The organism is Streptomyces sp. BRA346, assembly GCF_052851135.1.
In genome coordinates, this window is record NZ_JAIWIH010000009.1 from 1 (window position 1) to 15,356 (window position 15,356).

A 15,356-nucleotide genomic window follows, 5' to 3' on the forward strand; every position below is an offset into this window, starting at 1 on the left:
ATCACCAGACGCCTCTTCGACATCGCCAGACCCTGCCCCCGAGGTCATGCCGATGTCTTGAGACACCCCATTCCGATGTCCTGAGCGAGCACACTGCCGCCCCTGCCAGACACACGTCGCCACGGTCACCGTGAGCCGCCCGACAACTGCCGCCGAGCGAGACCGCGGTGGCCGGGGCCGCGGTGGCCAGGGTGAGGGGGTTGGCCAGGGGGCTCGCCACGTGCATGGCGTGCCCGGCGCGCCGCATGGCGGGGACGGCCATGACGCTGCCCCCGACGCCGAGGAAGGCCGCGACCGCGCCGAGGACGGCCGACAACGGCCGCGGTCCCGCCGCCGGGTGCTCGGCCGGGTGATCGATGTGCGCGCGGGGGCGCAGGATTCCGGGCCGCAGCAGCAGGTCGTCGATGGTGATGGCCACGTACGCGACGTACAGCCAGAGGATCAGCGCCGGTGGCGCGAGGCGGGTGGCGAGCGCACCGGCCGAGGCAGCGACCGCCAGCAGGAGGAGCAGCGCTGTGCTCCCGCGGAGGGCGCCGAGCACGGGCCGGGGTGTGACGGCCGTGGCGCATCCCGCGTTGACCACCATCACCGCGGCCGAGGTGGCCGTCGCCACCCGCATCGCGTCCGGGCCGAGCGCGGCGTCCGCCCACACCACGACGGGGACCGCGGCGAACCCGCCGCCGACGGGGTGCGTTGCCGCGCTCCTGGTGCACGGGATCGCCGGGCGGACCCCGCTCCCCTTCCACCTCGCGATTCCGCCCTCCGCCGACCTGGCGGAACGGTGCCGGGAGTACCTGGCCGCACCGGACGTCGGCCAGCGGGCCCTCACCCGGCGCTTCCGCGCGGAGACCGGCATCACGACGTCGCTTCCGCCTCCACCGGCTTGGGGATGAGGAAGGACGTCACGAAGGCGGCGGCGATGAGTGCGGCTCCCGTGATGATGCCCGCACCGTAGCCGGTGGTGGACGTCTTGTCCGCGGGCTCGGCGGCGGTCTGCGCCGCGTAGACGAGGGCGAAGCTGAGGCCCGCGCCGAGGTTGAAGGCGCCCGCGTTCAGGCCGGGCAGGAAGCCGGGGTTCTCCTTCGGGGACAGGACGATGCCGAGCCCGTTGAGCACGATGTTGCCCACGCCCGCGTAGGTGATGCCGATGAGGATCGACGCCGCCAGGAGCAGCAGGCGGGAGTCGGCGCGCAGGGTGAGGAGCATCAGGGCGAGGGTGGCGGCCGCGCCGATGAGGCCGAGGCGCAGGATGCGACCGTAGCCGTGGGTGGCGGCGAGGCGACCGGCGAGCGGGCCCATGGCCAGGCCGGCGAGCGCGTACGGGATCAGGGTCCACCAGGCGGACTGTTCGGCGGTCATGCCGAAACCTGCCCGGGCGTCCTGGGCGAAGGCGGGGATCAGGCCGTTCATGACGGCGAACACGCCGGTCATGGTGAGCACGGTGGTCAGCAGCAGCGCCCAGGTGGAGCGCTGCCTGAGGTGGCGGGTGGCCACCAGGGGGTGGCTGCTGCGGTCCTCGGTGCGCCAGAAGAGGACGAAGGCGATGGCGGTGATGACGAACAGGGCGGCGACCAGCGGCCAGTTGGCGGCGGTGAGCTTCCCGGCCTCGTTCAGGGCGATCAGGGCCGCTCCGACCGAGACGACGAGGAGGGCGACCCCGGGCCAGTCCATGCGGCTTTCAGCCGCTGCGCCCTGGGTGGCGACCGACTCCGGGGTGAGGGTGGCGACCAGGACGGTGGCGAGCGCGGCGACGGCGGCCATGGCCCAGAAGATGGACGAGAAGCCGTGGTGGTCGGCGAGGTATCCGCCCGCGAGGGAGTCGACGCCGGCGACGCCTCCGTTGACGGCGGTGATGACGCCGAGGAGGGTGCCGTACTTCCTCGGCTCGTGGACCTCGTTGCGCAGCATGATCAGGCAGAGCGGCACGGTGGGTCCGGATACGCCCTGGATGACGCGGCCCGCGAACAGCACGGGGATGCTCCCGGCGAGCGCCGCCATCACACAGCCGACGGCCATCAGCGCCAGCATTCCGGCCAGGACCCTGCGTCGGCCGACGAGGTCGCCCAGGCGGGGCAGGAAGAGCGAGAAGAGGGCCGCCGAGGTGAAGAACGCGGTCTGGGTCAGGCCGACTTCGGCCGAGGTCGCCCCGAGGGAGTTCTCGATGCTCTTCAGCGCGGGGCTGAGCATGCTCGCGTTGAGCTGGAAGGCGAAGCAGGCCGTCAGGAGCGCTGTTACCAGCACCCAGATCCGGACGGGGCGGGTGCCGCCCGGTATGTCGGCCGGGGCGCGGACCGGTTCGGTGGAGGAGTGGGAGGAGGAGTTCATGCGCGTACGTCACCGATCCGCTCGAGGGCGTCCACGATCAGGTCCCAGAAGCGCTGGTGGTCCAGGTCGACCGCGACCTGGGTACGGCAGTCGTCGGGGGCGGGCGCGCGGAGGTCGGTGACGGTCATGCCGAGGGTGAGGGTGCCGGTGAGTTCGACGTCCACCGGGGCCTTGCGCACGGTCATGACGGTGGGGTCGATGACGTACGCGACGGCACACGGGTCGTGCACCGGGGGGTGCTCGAAGCCCTGCTCCACGAGGTACATGGCGCCGAAGAATTCCAGGAGTTCGTTGACGAACGTGGCGGGGGCGGTGTCGACGCGGGTGATGCGGTCGACGACCTCCGGGGTGGCGAGGGCCTGGTGGGTGAGGTCGAGGCCGACCATCGTGACCGGCCAACTCTCGTTGAAGACGATGTGGGCGGCCTCGGGGTCGATCTTGATGTTGAACTCGGCGACCGGGCTCCAGTTGCCCGTGTGGTAGCCGCCGCCCATCAGGACGACCTCGCGCACGCGCTGGGCGATGCGGGGCTCCTTGCGTACGGCCAGGGCGATGTTGGTCAGGCCCGCGGTGGGGACGAGGGTGATCTCGCCGGGCTCGTGGGCCATCACCGTGTCGATGATGAGGTCGACGGCGTGCCGGGGGTCCAGGGCCAGGGTGGGCTCGGGCATCGCGGGGCCGTCGATGCCGCTCTCGCCGTGGATCCCGTGGGCCGTCTCGACGGTGCGCACCAGGGGGCGGGCGCAGCCCGCGGCGAAGGGGACGCCGGTGATGTTCGCGATGCGGGCGACCGAGAGGGCGTTGCGGGTGACCTTCTCCAGGGTCTGGTTGCCGACGACGGTGGTGACGGCGACCAGTTCGACGTCGGGGTTGCCGTGCGCCAGGAGCATCGCGATCGCGTCGTCGTGCCCGGGGTCGCAGTCGAGGATGATCTTTCTCATCGGGTTCTCTCTGGAATCGTGTCGCACGTCGAGGTCCGCCGCAGACGAACGCCCGACCGCTCGGTGGGTGACATGAGGAGGCCCTCAGCCGTCGCTTTCGGTCCCACACCGTAACGCGATAGGGTCCGTCGCCTTTCACCGCATCACCTGGGGTGATGCGCCCCGATCCGTGTCGCACGAGCGTTCAAGCCTCCCGGCCTCCGCGCGGCGCATCCTGGACACCATCGCCTCACTCAGCGAAGGAAACACAGGAATGACCGGCACCATCTCGGCCGCACCGACGCCCCCTCACGGGACGGAACTGCGCGCCCTCCATGACAGCCGTGACGTGGTCCTGGACCCGCGGGACCAGGACCGGGTGGTCATGGCCCACCCCTTCGCTTCCGTACCGCTCGGCTTCTCCGTCATGGGGGCGCGCGCTGTGGTGGGGCGGCTGCGCCTGGGACTCGTTCGCCCTCCCCCATCTGCTCCGGGACGAGCCCGACGTCCTGGTCGCCACCCGCTGTCCGGCCTGCGACACCCCTCACGCCTGGGTGGTCGGCCGAGGCGCGCCCCCGCCGGGCGGCCAGGTGGCCTACTTCCTCGGACGGGCGTCGAGGCGGGCGATCACCTCCCCCAGGCCCCCGCCGCCGCGGCCCGCACCACGTAGTCCTCGAAGGTCCGGGGCGGCCGTCCCAGCAGGGTAGCGAGGTCGTCCGTCGTCTCGGCGATCAGCCCGCGCTCCATCATCACGAACATCTCGGCGACGTGATGGGCGTCGTCCTCGCTCAACCCCTCCTCGACCAGTGCCGCAACGTACTCGGCGGGCGAGATCTGACGGTACGTGAGCGGCCGCCCGGACGCCCGGGCGATCAGCTCGACGGCCTCACCGAAGGTGAGCGCACGCGGCCCGGTCAGCTCGTAGATCCGCCCGGCGTGCCGACCGGGCTCGGTCAGCACCGCGGCCGCGGCGTCGGCGACGTCTTCTACGTCGATGAACGGTTCGGGAACCGCACCGGCCGGGAGCGCCAGTTCCCCGGCGACCAGCGGGGCGTGGAAGACGTCCTCGTCGAAGTTCTGGGCGAAGTTCGACGGCCGCAGGACGGTCCACTCCAGCGCCGAGCCGCGCACGGCGTCCTCGGCCGACCGCATGTCCAGCCCGAACGTGGAGTCGCCCCAGGTGTCGGCGCCGTGCCCGGAGAGCAGGACCAGCCGCCGCACTCCGGCGGCCTCGGCCCGGGCCACGAACTCGTGCACCGGGCCCGGCACGCTCGGGGCGACCACGTAGACGGCGGCGATACCGCGCAGGGCCGCGTCCCAGCTGCCGGGGTCGGACCAGTCGAACCGGGTCCCGCTCGATCGGGAGGCGGCCCGCACCGGCGTGCCGCGCAGCCGCAACCGGGCGGCGATCCGCCGCCCCGTCTTGCCGGTTGCGCCGAGGATGAGAGTGGTGTCGTTGCCGTTGCTCATGACGCCGATTGAACATGGCCGAGTCGGACGATCCCATGGGCGAGAAGCCGGATCGCCTGTGTATGCGTCCAGCGGTATGCGTCTAAACTCGCCGAGGTGGACGCGTTCAGTGATCTGATCCGCGGGGTGCGAGCCCACGGCTCGTTGTTCGGCAGCTCGACCCTGACCCCGCCCTGGGCCCTGCACTTCGTGGACGGCGCGCCGCTGACCCTGTGCACCGTCCTCACCGGGGCGGGCTGGATCGTGCCGGAGGATCGTCCGCCCGAGCCGCTTCGCGCCCGCGAGACGCTCGTCGTACGCGGCCCCGCGACGTTCACCTTCGTCGACGAGGTCGGCACCCCGGCCGAACCGCTCGCATGCGGCGAGCACTGCGCGACGCCCGAGCAGGGCGGAACCCGGCACCGGCTGGGCTGGAACGACTGCGGCGAGGACGACGCCGGTGACGGCCGCGGTGCGACGACCCTGATCGTCGGCGCCTATCCGGCGCGCGGCGAGATCAGCCGCCGACTGCTGGACGCGCTGCCCGTCGTCCTGCGCGTGGACGCCGGGGGCACGGCCGACGCCGTGCTGGACCACGTCGCCGCCGAGGTCGCCGTCGACACCCCGGGCCAACAGGTCGTCCTCGACCGGCTGCTGGACTGGATGCTGGTCTGCACGCTGCGCGAGTGGTTCGACCGGCCCGGCGGCGAGCCCCCGGCCTGGTGGGCCGCCCAGCGGGACCCGGTGGTCGGCGGCGCGCTGCGCCTGCTGCACGCCGAACCGGCGGCGCCCTGGACGGTCGCCGCGCTGGCCGACCGCGCCGGGGTGTCGCGTTCGACGCTGGCCAAGCGGTTCGCCGACCTGGTCGGCGAACCGCCGCTGACCTACCTCACCCGCTGGCGCATGACGCTCGCGGCCGACCTCCTGGTCGAGCAGCAGGCCGCGACCATCGCGGACGTCGCCCGCACCGTGGGGTACGCCGATCCGTTCGGGTTCAGCGCGGCGTTCAAACGGGTACGAGGCGCCAACCCGAGCGAGTTCCGCCGCACCGCGACCGGTTCGAACGCCTGAATCCACACGCTTCAGGCGAGGAACGTCCGCGAGGTCGTGCTCGTGGGCACGCGGGCGGGTGTGCCTGGACTTCGTCAACACCCTGCGCGACCGGCCTGCTGTCCCCGGAGATACGACGCGTGGTAAATCCGTCAGGAGCGCGACCGGCATGCGCGTCGCTGACGACGTGCGATGCGGCCATACGCGAGGAACCCGAGGGTGGCGACCAGCAGATACGTGGGGACGAGCAGCACCGCGTCCGGTGTCGTCCGGTCCGCGGACCACCCCGCATCACGCTCGTCGCCTTCCAGCACCCGGTTGACGGTCAGAAAGGCGAGGTGCGCGCCGATCGTGGCCCACAGCGGAGCCCCGGCCACGGCCGTCCTGGCGGCTACGAGCATCAGGCCGAAGACGGTCAGCAGGACGAGATAGTCGGCCGGATGCTGCCCGGCCGGAGCCGGCCCGATCGGCGGGGGCTCCTCGCCGACCAGCCGCGCCACCCCGGCCTCCACCACCGTGGAGACACCAGGCACCAGCAGGAAGACAGCCGTGGTGCCCAGGGCCGAGACCGTCGCCCCGAACCGCTCGCGCAGTGACGTCCAGGCGTAGCCGCGCAGCGTGGTCTCCTCGGGCAGCGCTTCGAGGAGCAGCGCGACAAGCGCGTTGGAGAGGACGAAGCCGCCGAGGGCCGCGGGGTCGGGTCGCGCCCAGTCCAGCATCCCGGCGGTCGTGCCCGCGCCCAGCACGAGCGCCGCCGCGGCGACCGTGACGCCGACCCCGGTGAGGAAAGCGTGCAGACGCAGGCCCGCGTTTCCGAAACCGAGTGAACCGGGGCGCGCGGCACGAAGGATCAGGGGTACGGCCACAGCGCTGACGAGCGCTGCGGGGATCAGCCGAGCCGGTAAGCCGCCCACTCCGCAGGCGTCGGCGAGGGCAGGGCCGAGTCCGGTGCCGACACCGAGCGCCACGGCCATGACGAGGCCACCGCCCAGGGCCCGGGCCACGGCCCCGCTCCGGTCGGACGCGGATGCTCGGTGGCGAAGTTCGGACATGGTTCTCCAGGCTCTCGGCTCTCGGCTGGGCACCGCAGACGCTCTCCAGCCTCACCTGCCACCACGTCATGACCGTCGTCCTCGCGGAGGAAACGCACGTACATCCTTTGACGGAACACGTTCACCGCAAAAAACGTCAGCCTCAGGAGAGCAGGTCCGCGTCCGGTCGGCGCAGGCCGTCGAGGATGACGTTCATCAGGGGCCGTGCCGTGGATTCCCACTCATCCCGGTCCAGTCGGCCGAGGTAGGCGATGAGCAGCAGGACCCCGTGGGCGTCCACGTCCGTGCGGAGGGAACCGGCCGCCTTCCCGGCGTCCAGCAGTTGAGTGAGGGCGCCTTCGATGGGGTTGTGGCTGTGGGCGACGAGGTCCTGCCATGCCACCGGTTCGAGCGCCGCCAGGACGCCGCGTTTGGGGCGCGTGTTTCATCGCGGGCATCATCGCGGTGTCCCTGCTGTCCCGGCTGGCCCGCGCCTTCGAACTGCGCGTCACCGACATGGAGCTGGACGCGATGGCCGAGCGCTTCGTCCGGGACACCGCCACCCGCCGAATACGGTTCATCGCCAACGAGCCCGACAACCGCGACCCGGCCGAGTACCGCGACAAGACCCAGCAGATACGGGCCGACAACGACATCCCGGCGGAAGAGGACCTCGTCTTCGTCGAGGTCACCGTCCGCGACCCCTCAGACTTCGAATCCGCGGTGCGGGTACGGGGCGAGGTGCTGCACGGCCGCTACCGCGTCCTGACCCTCGACGGCTCCAGCATCCCCAACTCCCTGGCCGCCCTGCTGTTGCACGTACGCGACGAGACCGGGTACCGGCCGCACATCTACTTCGAGTGGACCGAGGGCGCCCCTTCGCCCAGTTGCTGCGCTTCTTCCTGTTCGGCCAGGGAGAGGTCGCCCCCGCCACCCGCGAAGTCCTCCGCGAAGCCGAACCCGACCGCGCCCGCCGTCCCCACGTCCACGTCGGCTGACGCGTTCCGCCCCTACGCGACCTCCTTGGGCGTCTTCGTCGTGTGACGCACGACGAGTTGAGGCGGCAGGGCGACGCTCCGCGGCTCCGTCTCCGGCCGCTCGATCCGCTCGACCGCGGCCTGGACCGCGAGTTCGGCCATCGCGGGAATGTCCCGGTGTAGCCACCGGCCACGACGCGGATCTCGCGGGCCAGGCCGTGGTCGGTCATCGCCTCGCGGTATCCGGTGCGACGGTCCTGCGCCCCCGGGTTGGTGCCGCCGTCGATGTGGGCGATGGCGCGGTGGCTCAGGTGACACTTCCGCACGGTGCGTGGGGGCTGACCGGGACCCGGCGTCCCCGCGCACGTTCACACGCCCACAGCGCGAGCCCCAGGCAGCTGAACGCGGCGCCCAGCGCACAGACGGCGCCCCAGCCCGCCACCGCGTAGAGGGAGGTCGCGGCGAGGGCGCCGGTGGCGCTGCCGATCGAGTAGAAGACCATGTATCCGCCGATCAACCGACTGCCCGCCTCCGGATGCAGTGCGTAGATCAGGGTCTGGTTGGTGACATGGACCGCCTGTACGGCGAGGTCGAGCAGGATCACCCCGACGGCCAGGGCCCAGAGCGAGCTGCGGGTGAAGGCCAGGGGCAGCCACGAGACGGCGAGCAGCGCCAGGGCGATGCCGGTGGTCCGCCGGGAGAGCCCGCGGTCGTTCAGGCGGCCCGCCACGGTCGCGGCCAGGGCACCGGCGACACCGATCAGCCCCAGCGCCCCGATCGCGCCGTGCGTCAGGAAGTACGGGGCCTCGCTGAGCGGCAGCGCGACGCTGCTCCACAGGGTGCTGAAGGCGGCGAAGATCAGCAGGCCGAACAGGGCCCGGAGCCGCAGCAGTCGCTCCCGTGCGAACAGGCTGACCGTGGAGCGCAGGAGCTGTCCGTAGCGCAGGGGTGCCGGCGGAGCGCCACCGTGGCGGGGCAGCACCCGGTACAGGACCAGGGCGAGCACAGCGGAGAGCGACGCCGAGGCGAGGTAGACGGAGCGCCAGCCCGCGAGATCGGCCATGAGGCCGGATGCGGTACGGGCGAGCAGGATGCCGATGACCACGCCGCTGGTGACCAGACCGACGACCCGTCCGCGCTCGGCGGGAGGGGCCAGTGATGCCGCGAAGGCCACCAGCGTCTGCGTGACGACCGCGAGAAGCCCCGTCGCGGCCATGCCCGCGAGCAGGATCGCAGCCGTATGGGCGGTGGCCACCACGGCCAGCGCCACCACCAGCAGCAGCAACTGGCCCACGATGAGCCGTCTGCGGTCGGCCACGTCGCCCAGCGGCACGAGGAAGAAGAGCCCCAGCCCGTATCCGACATGCGTGAGGGTGACCACGCTGCCGACCAGCGCCGGGCTCATGGCGAGGTCGTGACCCATCGTCACCAGCAGCGGCTGGGAGAAGTAGACGTTGGCCACCGCCGCCCCGCAGGCGACCGCGAACAGGATGACGACGCCACGGGACAGGACGAACACGGAACACTCCCCCACTGATGGTTTCATCTTGCTACCAGCGGTGGACGGTATCCCGCTTGGTAGCATGTTGCAACCATCGTGAGAGTGAGGAACGCGCCATGGTGACCAGGACACGCTTCGACGACAGCGCATGCCCCGTCGCCCGGTCGGTGGACGCGATCGGCGACTGGTGGTCCCTGCTGATCGTGCGGGACGCCTTCGACGGAAGCCGCCGCTTCGGGGAGTTCCAGCGCAGCCTCGGCGTGGCGAAGAACATCCTCGCCGCGCGGCTGCGCACCCTCGTCGCCGGTGGTGTCCTCGAATCCGTCCCCGCCTCGGACGGCAGCGCCTACCGCGAGTACGTGCTGACCCCGAAGGGCGAGGCGCTCTTCCCCGTCATCGTGGCCCTGCGGCAGTGGGGCGAACAGAACTTCTTCGACCCCGGCGAACCGCACTCGGAGCTGGTCGACCGCCGGGAGGGACACCCCCTCCGCGCCCTGGAAGTGCTGTCCGCGGACGGGCGACGGCTGCATCCCGGCGACACCACCGTGCACAAGGTGTCCGCGGAGTGATCGAGGCGCGGGGCAGCTCGGCTCCTTCAACTGAGCACTCAGCAAGAATCTTCCGGCACATGGCACCCTAGAAAAAACTTCTCCCTCGACAGCAGCCATTGCGGGGTAACAACGCAAACACCTTTGGGGAATTTCCGCCTAGCCTTCCCTCGCAGAGCAAGAAATGCGAGGGGGATCGATCGATGGACATGACGACGCTGGCGGCCTTCCTGGCAGTGGATCTGCTGCTGGTGTTCACCCCGGGTGCCGACTGGGCGTACGCGATCTCGGCCGGGCTGCGGGACCGGTCGGTGGTTCCGGCGGTCGCCGGGCTGATAGCGGGATACGTCGGGTACACGCTGCTCGCCGTCGCGGGCCTGGTGGTGCTCGTGGCGAGTTCGGCGACCGTGCTCACCGTGCTGACCGTCGCCGGGGCGGGCTATCTGGTGTGGCTGGGCTGCGGCGTACTGCGGCAGCCCGCGACGCTGACGGCGTCCGATGAGGCCATGGGGTCCTCCCGCTTGCAGATCATGCTCAAGGGGATCGGGATCAGCGGCCTGAACCCCAAGGCGCTGCTGCTGTACTTCTCGCTGTTTCCGCAGTTCATCAACCCCGCGGGTGTTTGGCCGGTCGCCGCGCAGACCGGTCTGCTGGGCACGCTCCACATGACGGCCTGCGCCCTGGTCTACCTCGGCGTCGGCGTCCTCGCCCGCACGGTCCTGAAGACCCGGCCCTCGGCGGCCCGGGCCGTCACCCGGGTCTCCGGTGCGATGATGATCGCCATCGGTGTGTTCCTACTGGCGGAACGCCTGGTCGACTGACGAGCCCCCGTTCACCGATTCCGCCTACGTCAACGAGGAAGCCGGGCCGGTCGTCTTCGTGTGCGTCGTCACCGGCGCCTCGGGAGTTCCGCCGTCCCCCGGCTCCCAGGAACGTCGCGATGACGGAGGCACAGGCGACCGCGGCGATGCCGAGCCACTGCGGCCACGCGAGCCGCTGGCCGCGGATGAGGAGTCCGAACAGGGCACCGGCGGCGGGTTCCAGGCTCGTCAGCACGCCGAACACACGCGGTGGGATCCGGCGCAGCGCCTCCAGGTTGACCGAGTACGGCAGCACGCTGGATGCCACCGCCACCACGGCGGCCACCCACAGCACATGGGGTCCAGCAGGGCGCTCCCGGCGCGGGCGACGCCGAACGGGGTGCTCAGCAGCGCCGCCCACAGCACCGCCAGCGCCAGGCCCTGGCCGCCGCTGAGGCGTCGCACCGTGCGGGCGGAGACCAGGATGTAGCCGCCCCAACAGCCCGCCGCCACCGCGGCCAGGGCCAGGCCACCGGGGTCGAGGGGGACGCCGCCCCCGCCGAGCAGGAGGACACCGGCGCCCAGCTGGTCCGCGAGCTGGCGGGCTCCGCCGCATGGACGCGCAGCTGCGGCAGTTTCGACGTGTCCGTCGGCAAGGCCGCGCTCAGCCACCACTTCTCGGTCCTGCGCGGCGCCGGTCTGGTGGAACAGCGCGACCAGGGGCCGAGGCGGGTCAACCGGCTGCGCCGCGAGGAGTTCGACGCGCGCTTCCCCGGGCTGCTCGACCTGGTCCTCGGCCCCGACGGCGCCCCTTAGCCGACGGCCGCCACGGGGTCGCGGTCCGTTCCGGCCGTTGCCTCCGGGCCGTCGCCCGCGGGCTTCTCACCGGAGGCGGGCCCGGCCTCGGGACCGGAGGGGTACGGGATGTCGCCGCGGAGGACGGCCTTGGCACGGTCCTCGTCGAGCTGCCCCTCCCATTTGGCCACCGCCAGGGTGGCGACGCCGTTGCCGACCAGGCTGGTCAGGGCGCGGGCCTCGGACATGAAGCGGTCGATGCCGAAGATGAGCGCCAGGGCGGCGACAGGTACGTGCGGAACGGCGCTGAGGGTAGCGGCCAGGGCGACGAAGCCGGAACCGGTGACCCCGGCGGCGCCCTTGGAGGTGAGCAGCATGACGGCGAGCATGGACAGCTGCTGGGTGAGGCTGAGGTCGATGCCGAGAGCCTGGGCGAGGAAGACCGAGCCCATGGTCAGGTAGATCGCGGTGCCGTCCAGGTTGAAGGAGTACCCGGCGGGCAGCGTGATGCCGACCACCGGCTTGGAGGCGCCCACGTGTTGCAGCTTGCCCATCATGCGCGGCAGCACCGGCTCGGTGGACGAGGTGCCCAGGACGATCAGCAGCTCCTCCCTGATGTAGCGGAGGAAGGGCAGCAGGCGCAGGCCGTTGATACGCATGACCGTGCCCAGGACGACCACGACGAAGAACAGCGCGGTGAGCCAGAAGGAGCCGACCAGCAGAAAGAGGTGGCTCAGCGTGTCCAGGCCGTAGTTGCCGATGGTGAAGGCCATGGAGCCGAAGGCACCCAACGGGGCCAGCCGCATGATCCAGCGGATGAGCGTGAACAGGACCTTGGACAGCTTCTCGATGCTCTGGGCGACCCCCAGTCCCGCCTCGCCACTGGCGTGCAGGCCGAAGCCGACCAGCACCGAGATCAACAGCACCGGCAGGATCTCGTGGCCGGTCAGCGCGCTGAGCAGGGTGTCCGGAATCATGGCGAGGACGAAGCCGGCGAAGCTCTCGTGGCTCGCGGTCGCCTCCGGCGGCAGGCCCTCGGTGGAGAGGGTGGAGGTGTCGACGTGCAGTCCGCTGCCGGGCTGGACGATGTTGACGACGACCAGACCGATCACCATGGCGACGGTGGTGAGCACCTCGAAGTAGAACAGCGCCTTGAGGCTGACCCGGCCGACGGCGCGCGCGTTGCCCATGGAGGCGATGCCGTGGACGACGGTGCAGAAGATGATCGGCGCGATCATCATGCGCACCAGCGCGATGAAGCCGTCGCCGAGGGGCTTCAGATCGGCCCCGAAGGACGGCCACAGCCAGCCGACGGCAGCCCCGGCGACGACGCCGATCAGGCATTGGACGTAGAGCAGGGACAGCAGCCGGCGGATGCGGCGCGGTGGAGCGGTGGCGGTACCCGGGGCGGCGTCGTTGCGGCTCATGCGGGGCGTCCTTCCAGGACGGGAACGAGAAGTTCGGCTCGGGCGATGCGGCGGGCGGCACGGTGCAGCAGCACCGTGGGGGACGCGCCGTCCGGCGCGGGGACGGTTCGGGCGGTGATGACCCCTGCCGGGGTGCCCAGGCGCAGCGTCCCGTCGGCGGTCTGCCGGGTGACGCGGTGGGCGAGGGTGCCGGGGATGGCGGCTGCGGTGGCCAGCGCGACGGCCGAGGTGAGACCGATCGCCGGGTGGGGCGCGTGCATGGAGACCATGCGTACGGCCAGGTCGTACTCGTCTTGACTGATCAGGGTGCCATGAGTAGTGCGATATGAGGCAGAGCGGGCGACGACGCCGACCTTCGGCACGGCGTGGCTGACCGGGTCGCACTCGTCGGCCAGGCCCATGGTCAGGGCGGCCTGACGGCGCAGCGCGGTGAGCGCGGGCACCGCCGTGGCGAACTCGGCCAGGGACTCGGTGCCGTCGAGGCCGAACGCCTTGGCCTCGAACAGCGCGGCCGGGGCTCCGGCGTCGACCAGGGACACCTCGACCGGACTGGCGGGCGCGGTCAGGGTGTCCAGGGCGCGGCCGGTCGGCAGGGCGCGGCCCGTGCTCGTACCCGCGGGGTCCTCGAAGCCGAGCAGGACCGGCACGCCGAGCGCGGCGGTGCCCGGCACCGCGGCCGTGCCCTCGTCGGGGACCGTGCCGCCGGGGGTGGGGATGGTGCCCGTGAGGCGGGCCCCGGTGTTGACGTTGAGCATCCGCACCGTGGCGGCGTCCGCCGTGATCGGCACCAGGCCGTTGTGGACGGCGTACAGGGCGACGGCGGTGGCGCAGTTGCCGCAGTTGCTGGTCCACTCCACGCTCTCGTCACCGATGCCGACCTGCGCGAAGGCGTACTCGACGTCAATGCCCGGCTCTGCGGATGTCCGGACGATCGCCGCCTTGGAGGTGGTGGAGGAGGCACCGCCGACGCCGTCGATCTGGCGGGGGTCGGCGGCGTTGTAGGCGGCGAGCAACAGGGTGTCGGCGTCCACGCCGGTCGCCACCACCTCGTGGTGGTCGAAGATCCAGCACTTGCTGGTTCCTCCGCGGATCATCTCGCCCTGGAGACGCAACACAACAGACTCCTCGTGGAAACTCCGACGGCACTTCCGTGCGGGGTGTGATCCACGGTGGGCGCAGAGAGCGTGAAGTACAATCTCGGAAATCTGCACGGGTATTAAGTTGAGGTTAATGCTGGAGGTGGCACGGTGCTGGACGTGCGGCGCATCCTGCTCTTCACCGAGGTCGCCCGCCGGGGCTCGGTCACCGCCACCGCGCGGGCGCTCAACTACACGCCGTCAGCGGTGTCCCAGCAGGTCAGCCGACTGGAGGCGGAGGCGGGGCAACCACTGCTGGAGCGCCATGCGCGGGGCGTCACGCTCACCGACGCGGGACGCGCGCTCGCGCTGCGCGGGGAGCGGATCGAGCGGGAACTGACGGCCGCGGAGAACGAGCTCGCCGACTTCGCGGGACTCCGCGCGGGCACCCTCCGCATCGGCACCTTCCCCACCGTCGGGGCCTCCCTCCTCCCCCGGGCCGTGATCGCCTTCCGGGAAGCACACCCCGACGTACGGCTGACCGTGCGCAGCGCCCGCATCGCGGGCCTGTGGGCGATGCTGGAGAACCGGGAAGTCGAGATGTCCCTGATGTGGGACTACGACTGGAACCGCATCGACCGCGAGGACATCGTCGTCACCTCACTCGCCGACGACCCCCCGGCCCTCCTCGTCAGCAAGGACCACCCCCTCGCCGACCGCCCCGTGGCCGCCCTCGCCGACTTCGCGAACGACCCCTGGATCACCCGCGCCGACCACCACCCGGTGGCCGAGGCCCTCGCCCGCAGTTGCCACACGGCCGGTTTCGAGCCGCAGATCGCCTACGAGGCCCACGACTACCAGGAGGCCCAGGCCATGGTCGCCGCCGGAATCGGCGTCGCCCTCGCCCCCACCCTGGCCCTGGAAGGCATCCGCGGCGGCGTCAGCGTCCTGCCGCTGCAACCCCCCGCCCCGGTGCGCCGCATCCTCCTCGTCCGCATGGCCGACCACGCCCTCACCCCCGCAGCCCAGGCCTTCGCGGGCTTCCTGCGCGACAGCGCCACGGCCGGCCGGCGCGTACCGCCGCCGTGACGACCACGCCCCGGCACCACGCTCATCGGCGGCGCCGTGATCGAGCCGTCATTCGGCCACGTAGGTGCGGTACACCCACTCGAATACCAGGAGATCATCGCCATCACGATGCGTCCACGTGGCGCCGGTCGACTTGCAGTGCTCGTAGCGGTTCTCGATGAAGAGCTTGAACGTGTCCGTCGTGTTCTCGACGTAACGGACCCTCTCTCCCTCAGGAACGCCGGAACCACCCCGCAGAACAACGTTAGGCCGCACACTCATGAAAGGCTTCCCTCCGTCTCGGGCACCTGTTCTTCCACCGTCAGTCCATGGCCGCCGGAGCGCGTGTACACGAGTATTGAGGGGCGGACTAAGTCCGCACTCTCTCC

The 15,356-nt window shown here is 71.4% G+C and carries 17 protein-coding genes and 2 pseudogenes; 7 read left to right on the forward strand and 12 right to left on the reverse strand.

The features are described from left to right. Position 1 precedes the first annotated feature (1 nt). Entirely contained in the window at positions 2-655 is a 654-nt protein-coding gene (locus LCH29_RS14240; RefSeq protein ID WP_446462090.1) for a TSUP family transporter, read from the reverse strand. Here LCH29_RS14240 and LCH29_RS14245 point away from each other — a divergent pair. Then, positions 576-893 carry a hypothetical protein gene (locus LCH29_RS14245; protein ID WP_446462230.1) on the forward strand — a complete coding sequence of 106 codons (318 nt, stop codon included), beginning with the start codon at positions 576-578 and terminating at the stop codon, positions 891-893. The two genes, LCH29_RS14240 and LCH29_RS14245, sit on opposite strands and share 80 nt — an antisense overlap. Here the strand turns inward: LCH29_RS14245 and uriT are convergent. The 3 genes from uriT to LCH29_RS14260 form a co-directional block, all read right to left on the reverse strand. Further along, entirely contained in the window at positions 856-2,325 is a 1,470-nt protein-coding gene (uriT, locus tag LCH29_RS14250; protein ID WP_446462091.1) for a uridine transporter UriT, read from the reverse strand. The genes LCH29_RS14245 and uriT overlap by 38 nt on opposite strands. Beyond that, the gene (gene uriH / locus LCH29_RS14255; protein ID WP_446462092.1) at positions 2,322-3,266 is read right to left on the reverse strand and encodes a uridine-preferring nucleoside hydrolase UriH; all 945 of its coding nucleotides are present in this window, start codon (positions 3,264-3,266) and stop codon (positions 2,322-2,324) included. The genes uriT and uriH overlap by 4 nt, the downstream gene beginning before the upstream one ends. 606 nt (positions 3,267-3,872) lie before the next feature. Further along, a complete protein-coding gene (locus LCH29_RS14260) occupies positions 3,873-4,715 on the reverse strand; it encodes an NAD(P)H-binding protein (RefSeq protein WP_446462093.1) in 843 nt (280 codons plus the stop codon). A gap of 96 nt (positions 4,716-4,811) precedes the next feature. On the opposite strand from LCH29_RS14260, the gene LCH29_RS14265 reads away from it, so the two are divergent. Then, positions 4,812-5,765 carry an AraC family transcriptional regulator gene (locus LCH29_RS14265; protein WP_446462094.1) on the forward strand — a complete coding sequence of 318 codons (954 nt, stop codon included), beginning with the start codon at positions 4,812-4,814 and terminating at the stop codon, positions 5,763-5,765. Positions 5,766-5,896: 131 nt separating this feature from the next. Here LCH29_RS14265 and LCH29_RS14270 read toward each other — a convergent pair whose 3' ends face one another. Together LCH29_RS14270 and LCH29_RS14275 are read right to left on the reverse strand one after the other, a co-directional pair. Continuing rightward, complete coding sequence (locus tag LCH29_RS14270) at positions 5,897-6,796, reverse strand: CPBP family glutamic-type intramembrane protease (RefSeq protein WP_446462095.1); 900 nt, start codon at positions 6,794-6,796, stop codon at positions 5,897-5,899. 142 nt (positions 6,797-6,938) lie between these two features. After that, a complete protein-coding gene (locus LCH29_RS14275) occupies positions 6,939-7,178 on the reverse strand; it encodes an SbtR family transcriptional regulator (RefSeq protein ID WP_446462096.1) in 240 nt (79 codons plus the stop codon). A 32-nt stretch (positions 7,179-7,210) separates the two neighbouring features. On the opposite strand from LCH29_RS14275, the pseudogene LCH29_RS14280 reads away from it, so the two are divergent. Further along, positions 7,211-7,773: pseudogene (locus tag LCH29_RS14280) on the forward strand (amino acid transporter); the annotation flags it as partial. 12 nt (positions 7,774-7,785) lie between these two features. Here LCH29_RS14280 and LCH29_RS14285 read toward each other — a convergent pair. Both LCH29_RS14285 and LCH29_RS14290 read right to left on the reverse strand, forming a co-directional pair. After that, positions 7,786-7,914 (reverse strand): hypothetical protein, encoded by a 129-nt coding sequence (locus LCH29_RS14285; RefSeq protein WP_446462097.1) that lies wholly within the window; start codon positions 7,912-7,914, stop codon positions 7,786-7,788. A gap of 145 nt (positions 7,915-8,059) precedes the next feature. Then, positions 8,060-9,298: an MFS transporter gene (locus tag LCH29_RS14290; RefSeq protein ID WP_446462098.1), complete on the reverse strand. Its 1,239-nt coding sequence runs from the start codon at positions 9,296-9,298 to the stop codon at positions 8,060-8,062. Positions 9,299-9,369: 71 nt separating this feature from the next. On the opposite strand from LCH29_RS14290, the gene LCH29_RS14295 reads away from it, so the two are divergent. Both LCH29_RS14295 and LCH29_RS14300 read left to right on the forward strand, forming a co-directional pair. Continuing rightward, positions 9,370-9,822, forward strand: a complete 453-nt coding sequence (locus LCH29_RS14295; RefSeq protein ID WP_446462099.1) for a winged helix-turn-helix transcriptional regulator — start codon at positions 9,370-9,372, stop codon at positions 9,820-9,822. A 182-nt stretch (positions 9,823-10,004) separates the two neighbouring features. Next, a complete protein-coding gene (locus LCH29_RS14300; RefSeq protein ID WP_446462100.1) occupies positions 10,005-10,622 on the forward strand; it encodes a LysE family translocator in 618 nt (205 codons plus the stop codon). Here LCH29_RS14300 and LCH29_RS14305 read toward each other — a convergent pair. Then, complete coding sequence (locus LCH29_RS14305) at positions 10,552-11,217, reverse strand: EamA family transporter (protein ID WP_446462221.1); 666 nt, start codon at positions 11,215-11,217, stop codon at positions 10,552-10,554. The genes LCH29_RS14300 and LCH29_RS14305 overlap by 71 nt on opposite strands. Here LCH29_RS14305 and LCH29_RS14310 point away from each other — a divergent pair. After that, positions 11,187-11,417: pseudogene (locus LCH29_RS14310) on the forward strand (ArsR/SmtB family transcription factor); the annotation flags it as partial. The gene LCH29_RS14305 and the pseudogene LCH29_RS14310 overlap by 31 nt on opposite strands. On the opposite strand, the gene dctA reads toward LCH29_RS14310, so the two are convergent. Together dctA and LCH29_RS14320 are read right to left on the reverse strand one after the other, a co-directional pair. Further along, the gene (gene dctA / locus LCH29_RS14315; RefSeq protein WP_446462101.1) at positions 11,414-12,823 is read right to left on the reverse strand and encodes a C4-dicarboxylate transporter DctA; all 1,410 of its coding nucleotides are present in this window, start codon (positions 12,821-12,823) and stop codon (positions 11,414-11,416) included. The pseudogene LCH29_RS14310 and the gene dctA overlap by 4 nt on opposite strands. Beyond that, entirely contained in the window at positions 12,820-13,938 is a 1,119-nt protein-coding gene (locus LCH29_RS14320) for a PrpF domain-containing protein (RefSeq protein WP_446462102.1), read from the reverse strand. Before LCH29_RS14320 ends, dctA begins: the two co-directional genes overlap by 4 nt. A gap of 132 nt (positions 13,939-14,070) precedes the next feature. On the opposite strand from LCH29_RS14320, the gene LCH29_RS14325 reads away from it, so the two are divergent. Then, complete coding sequence (locus tag LCH29_RS14325; protein ID WP_446462103.1) at positions 14,071-14,988, forward strand: LysR family transcriptional regulator; 918 nt, start codon at positions 14,071-14,073, stop codon at positions 14,986-14,988. A gap of 48 nt (positions 14,989-15,036) precedes the next feature. Here the strand turns inward: LCH29_RS14325 and LCH29_RS14330 are convergent, their stop codons facing one another. Then, positions 15,037-15,249, reverse strand: a complete 213-nt coding sequence (locus tag LCH29_RS14330) for a DUF5988 family protein (RefSeq protein ID WP_446462104.1) — start codon at positions 15,247-15,249, stop codon at positions 15,037-15,039. Between the last annotated feature and the right edge of the window lie 107 nt (positions 15,250-15,356).

Coding starts and splice junctions, on each gene's coding strand:
- LCH29_RS14300 (WP_446462100.1), top strand. CDS start 10,005: ATGGACATGACGACGCTGGCGGCCTTCCTGGCAGTGGATCTGCTGCTG.
- uriH (WP_446462092.1), bottom strand. CDS start 3,266: ATGAGAAAGATCATCCTCGACTGCGACCCCGGGCACGACGACGCGATC.
- LCH29_RS14295 (WP_446462099.1), top strand. CDS start 9,370: ATGGTGACCAGGACACGCTTCGACGACAGCGCATGCCCCGTCGCCCGG.
- LCH29_RS14270 (WP_446462095.1), bottom strand. CDS start 6,796: ATGTCCGAACTTCGCCACCGAGCATCCGCGTCCGACCGGAGCGGGGCC.
- LCH29_RS14285 (WP_446462097.1), bottom strand. CDS start 7,914: ATGGCCGAACTCGCGGTCCAGGCCGCGGTCGAGCGGATCGAGCGGCCG.
- LCH29_RS14305 (WP_446462221.1), bottom strand. CDS start 11,217: ATGCGGCGGAGCCCGCCAGCTCGCGGACCAGCTGGGCGCCGGTGTCCT.
- dctA (WP_446462101.1), bottom strand. CDS start 12,823: ATGAGCCGCAACGACGCCGCCCCGGGTACCGCCACCGCTCCACCGCGC.
- LCH29_RS14330 (WP_446462104.1), bottom strand. CDS start 15,249: ATGAGTGTGCGGCCTAACGTTGTTCTGCGGGGTGGTTCCGGCGTTCCT.
- LCH29_RS14290 (WP_446462098.1), bottom strand. CDS start 9,298: ATGAAACCATCAGTGGGGGAGTGTTCCGTGTTCGTCCTGTCCCGTGGC.
- uriT (WP_446462091.1), bottom strand. CDS start 2,325: ATGAACTCCTCCTCCCACTCCTCCACCGAACCGGTCCGCGCCCCGGCC.
- LCH29_RS14260 (WP_446462093.1), bottom strand. CDS start 4,715: ATGAGCAACGGCAACGACACCACTCTCATCCTCGGCGCAACCGGCAAG.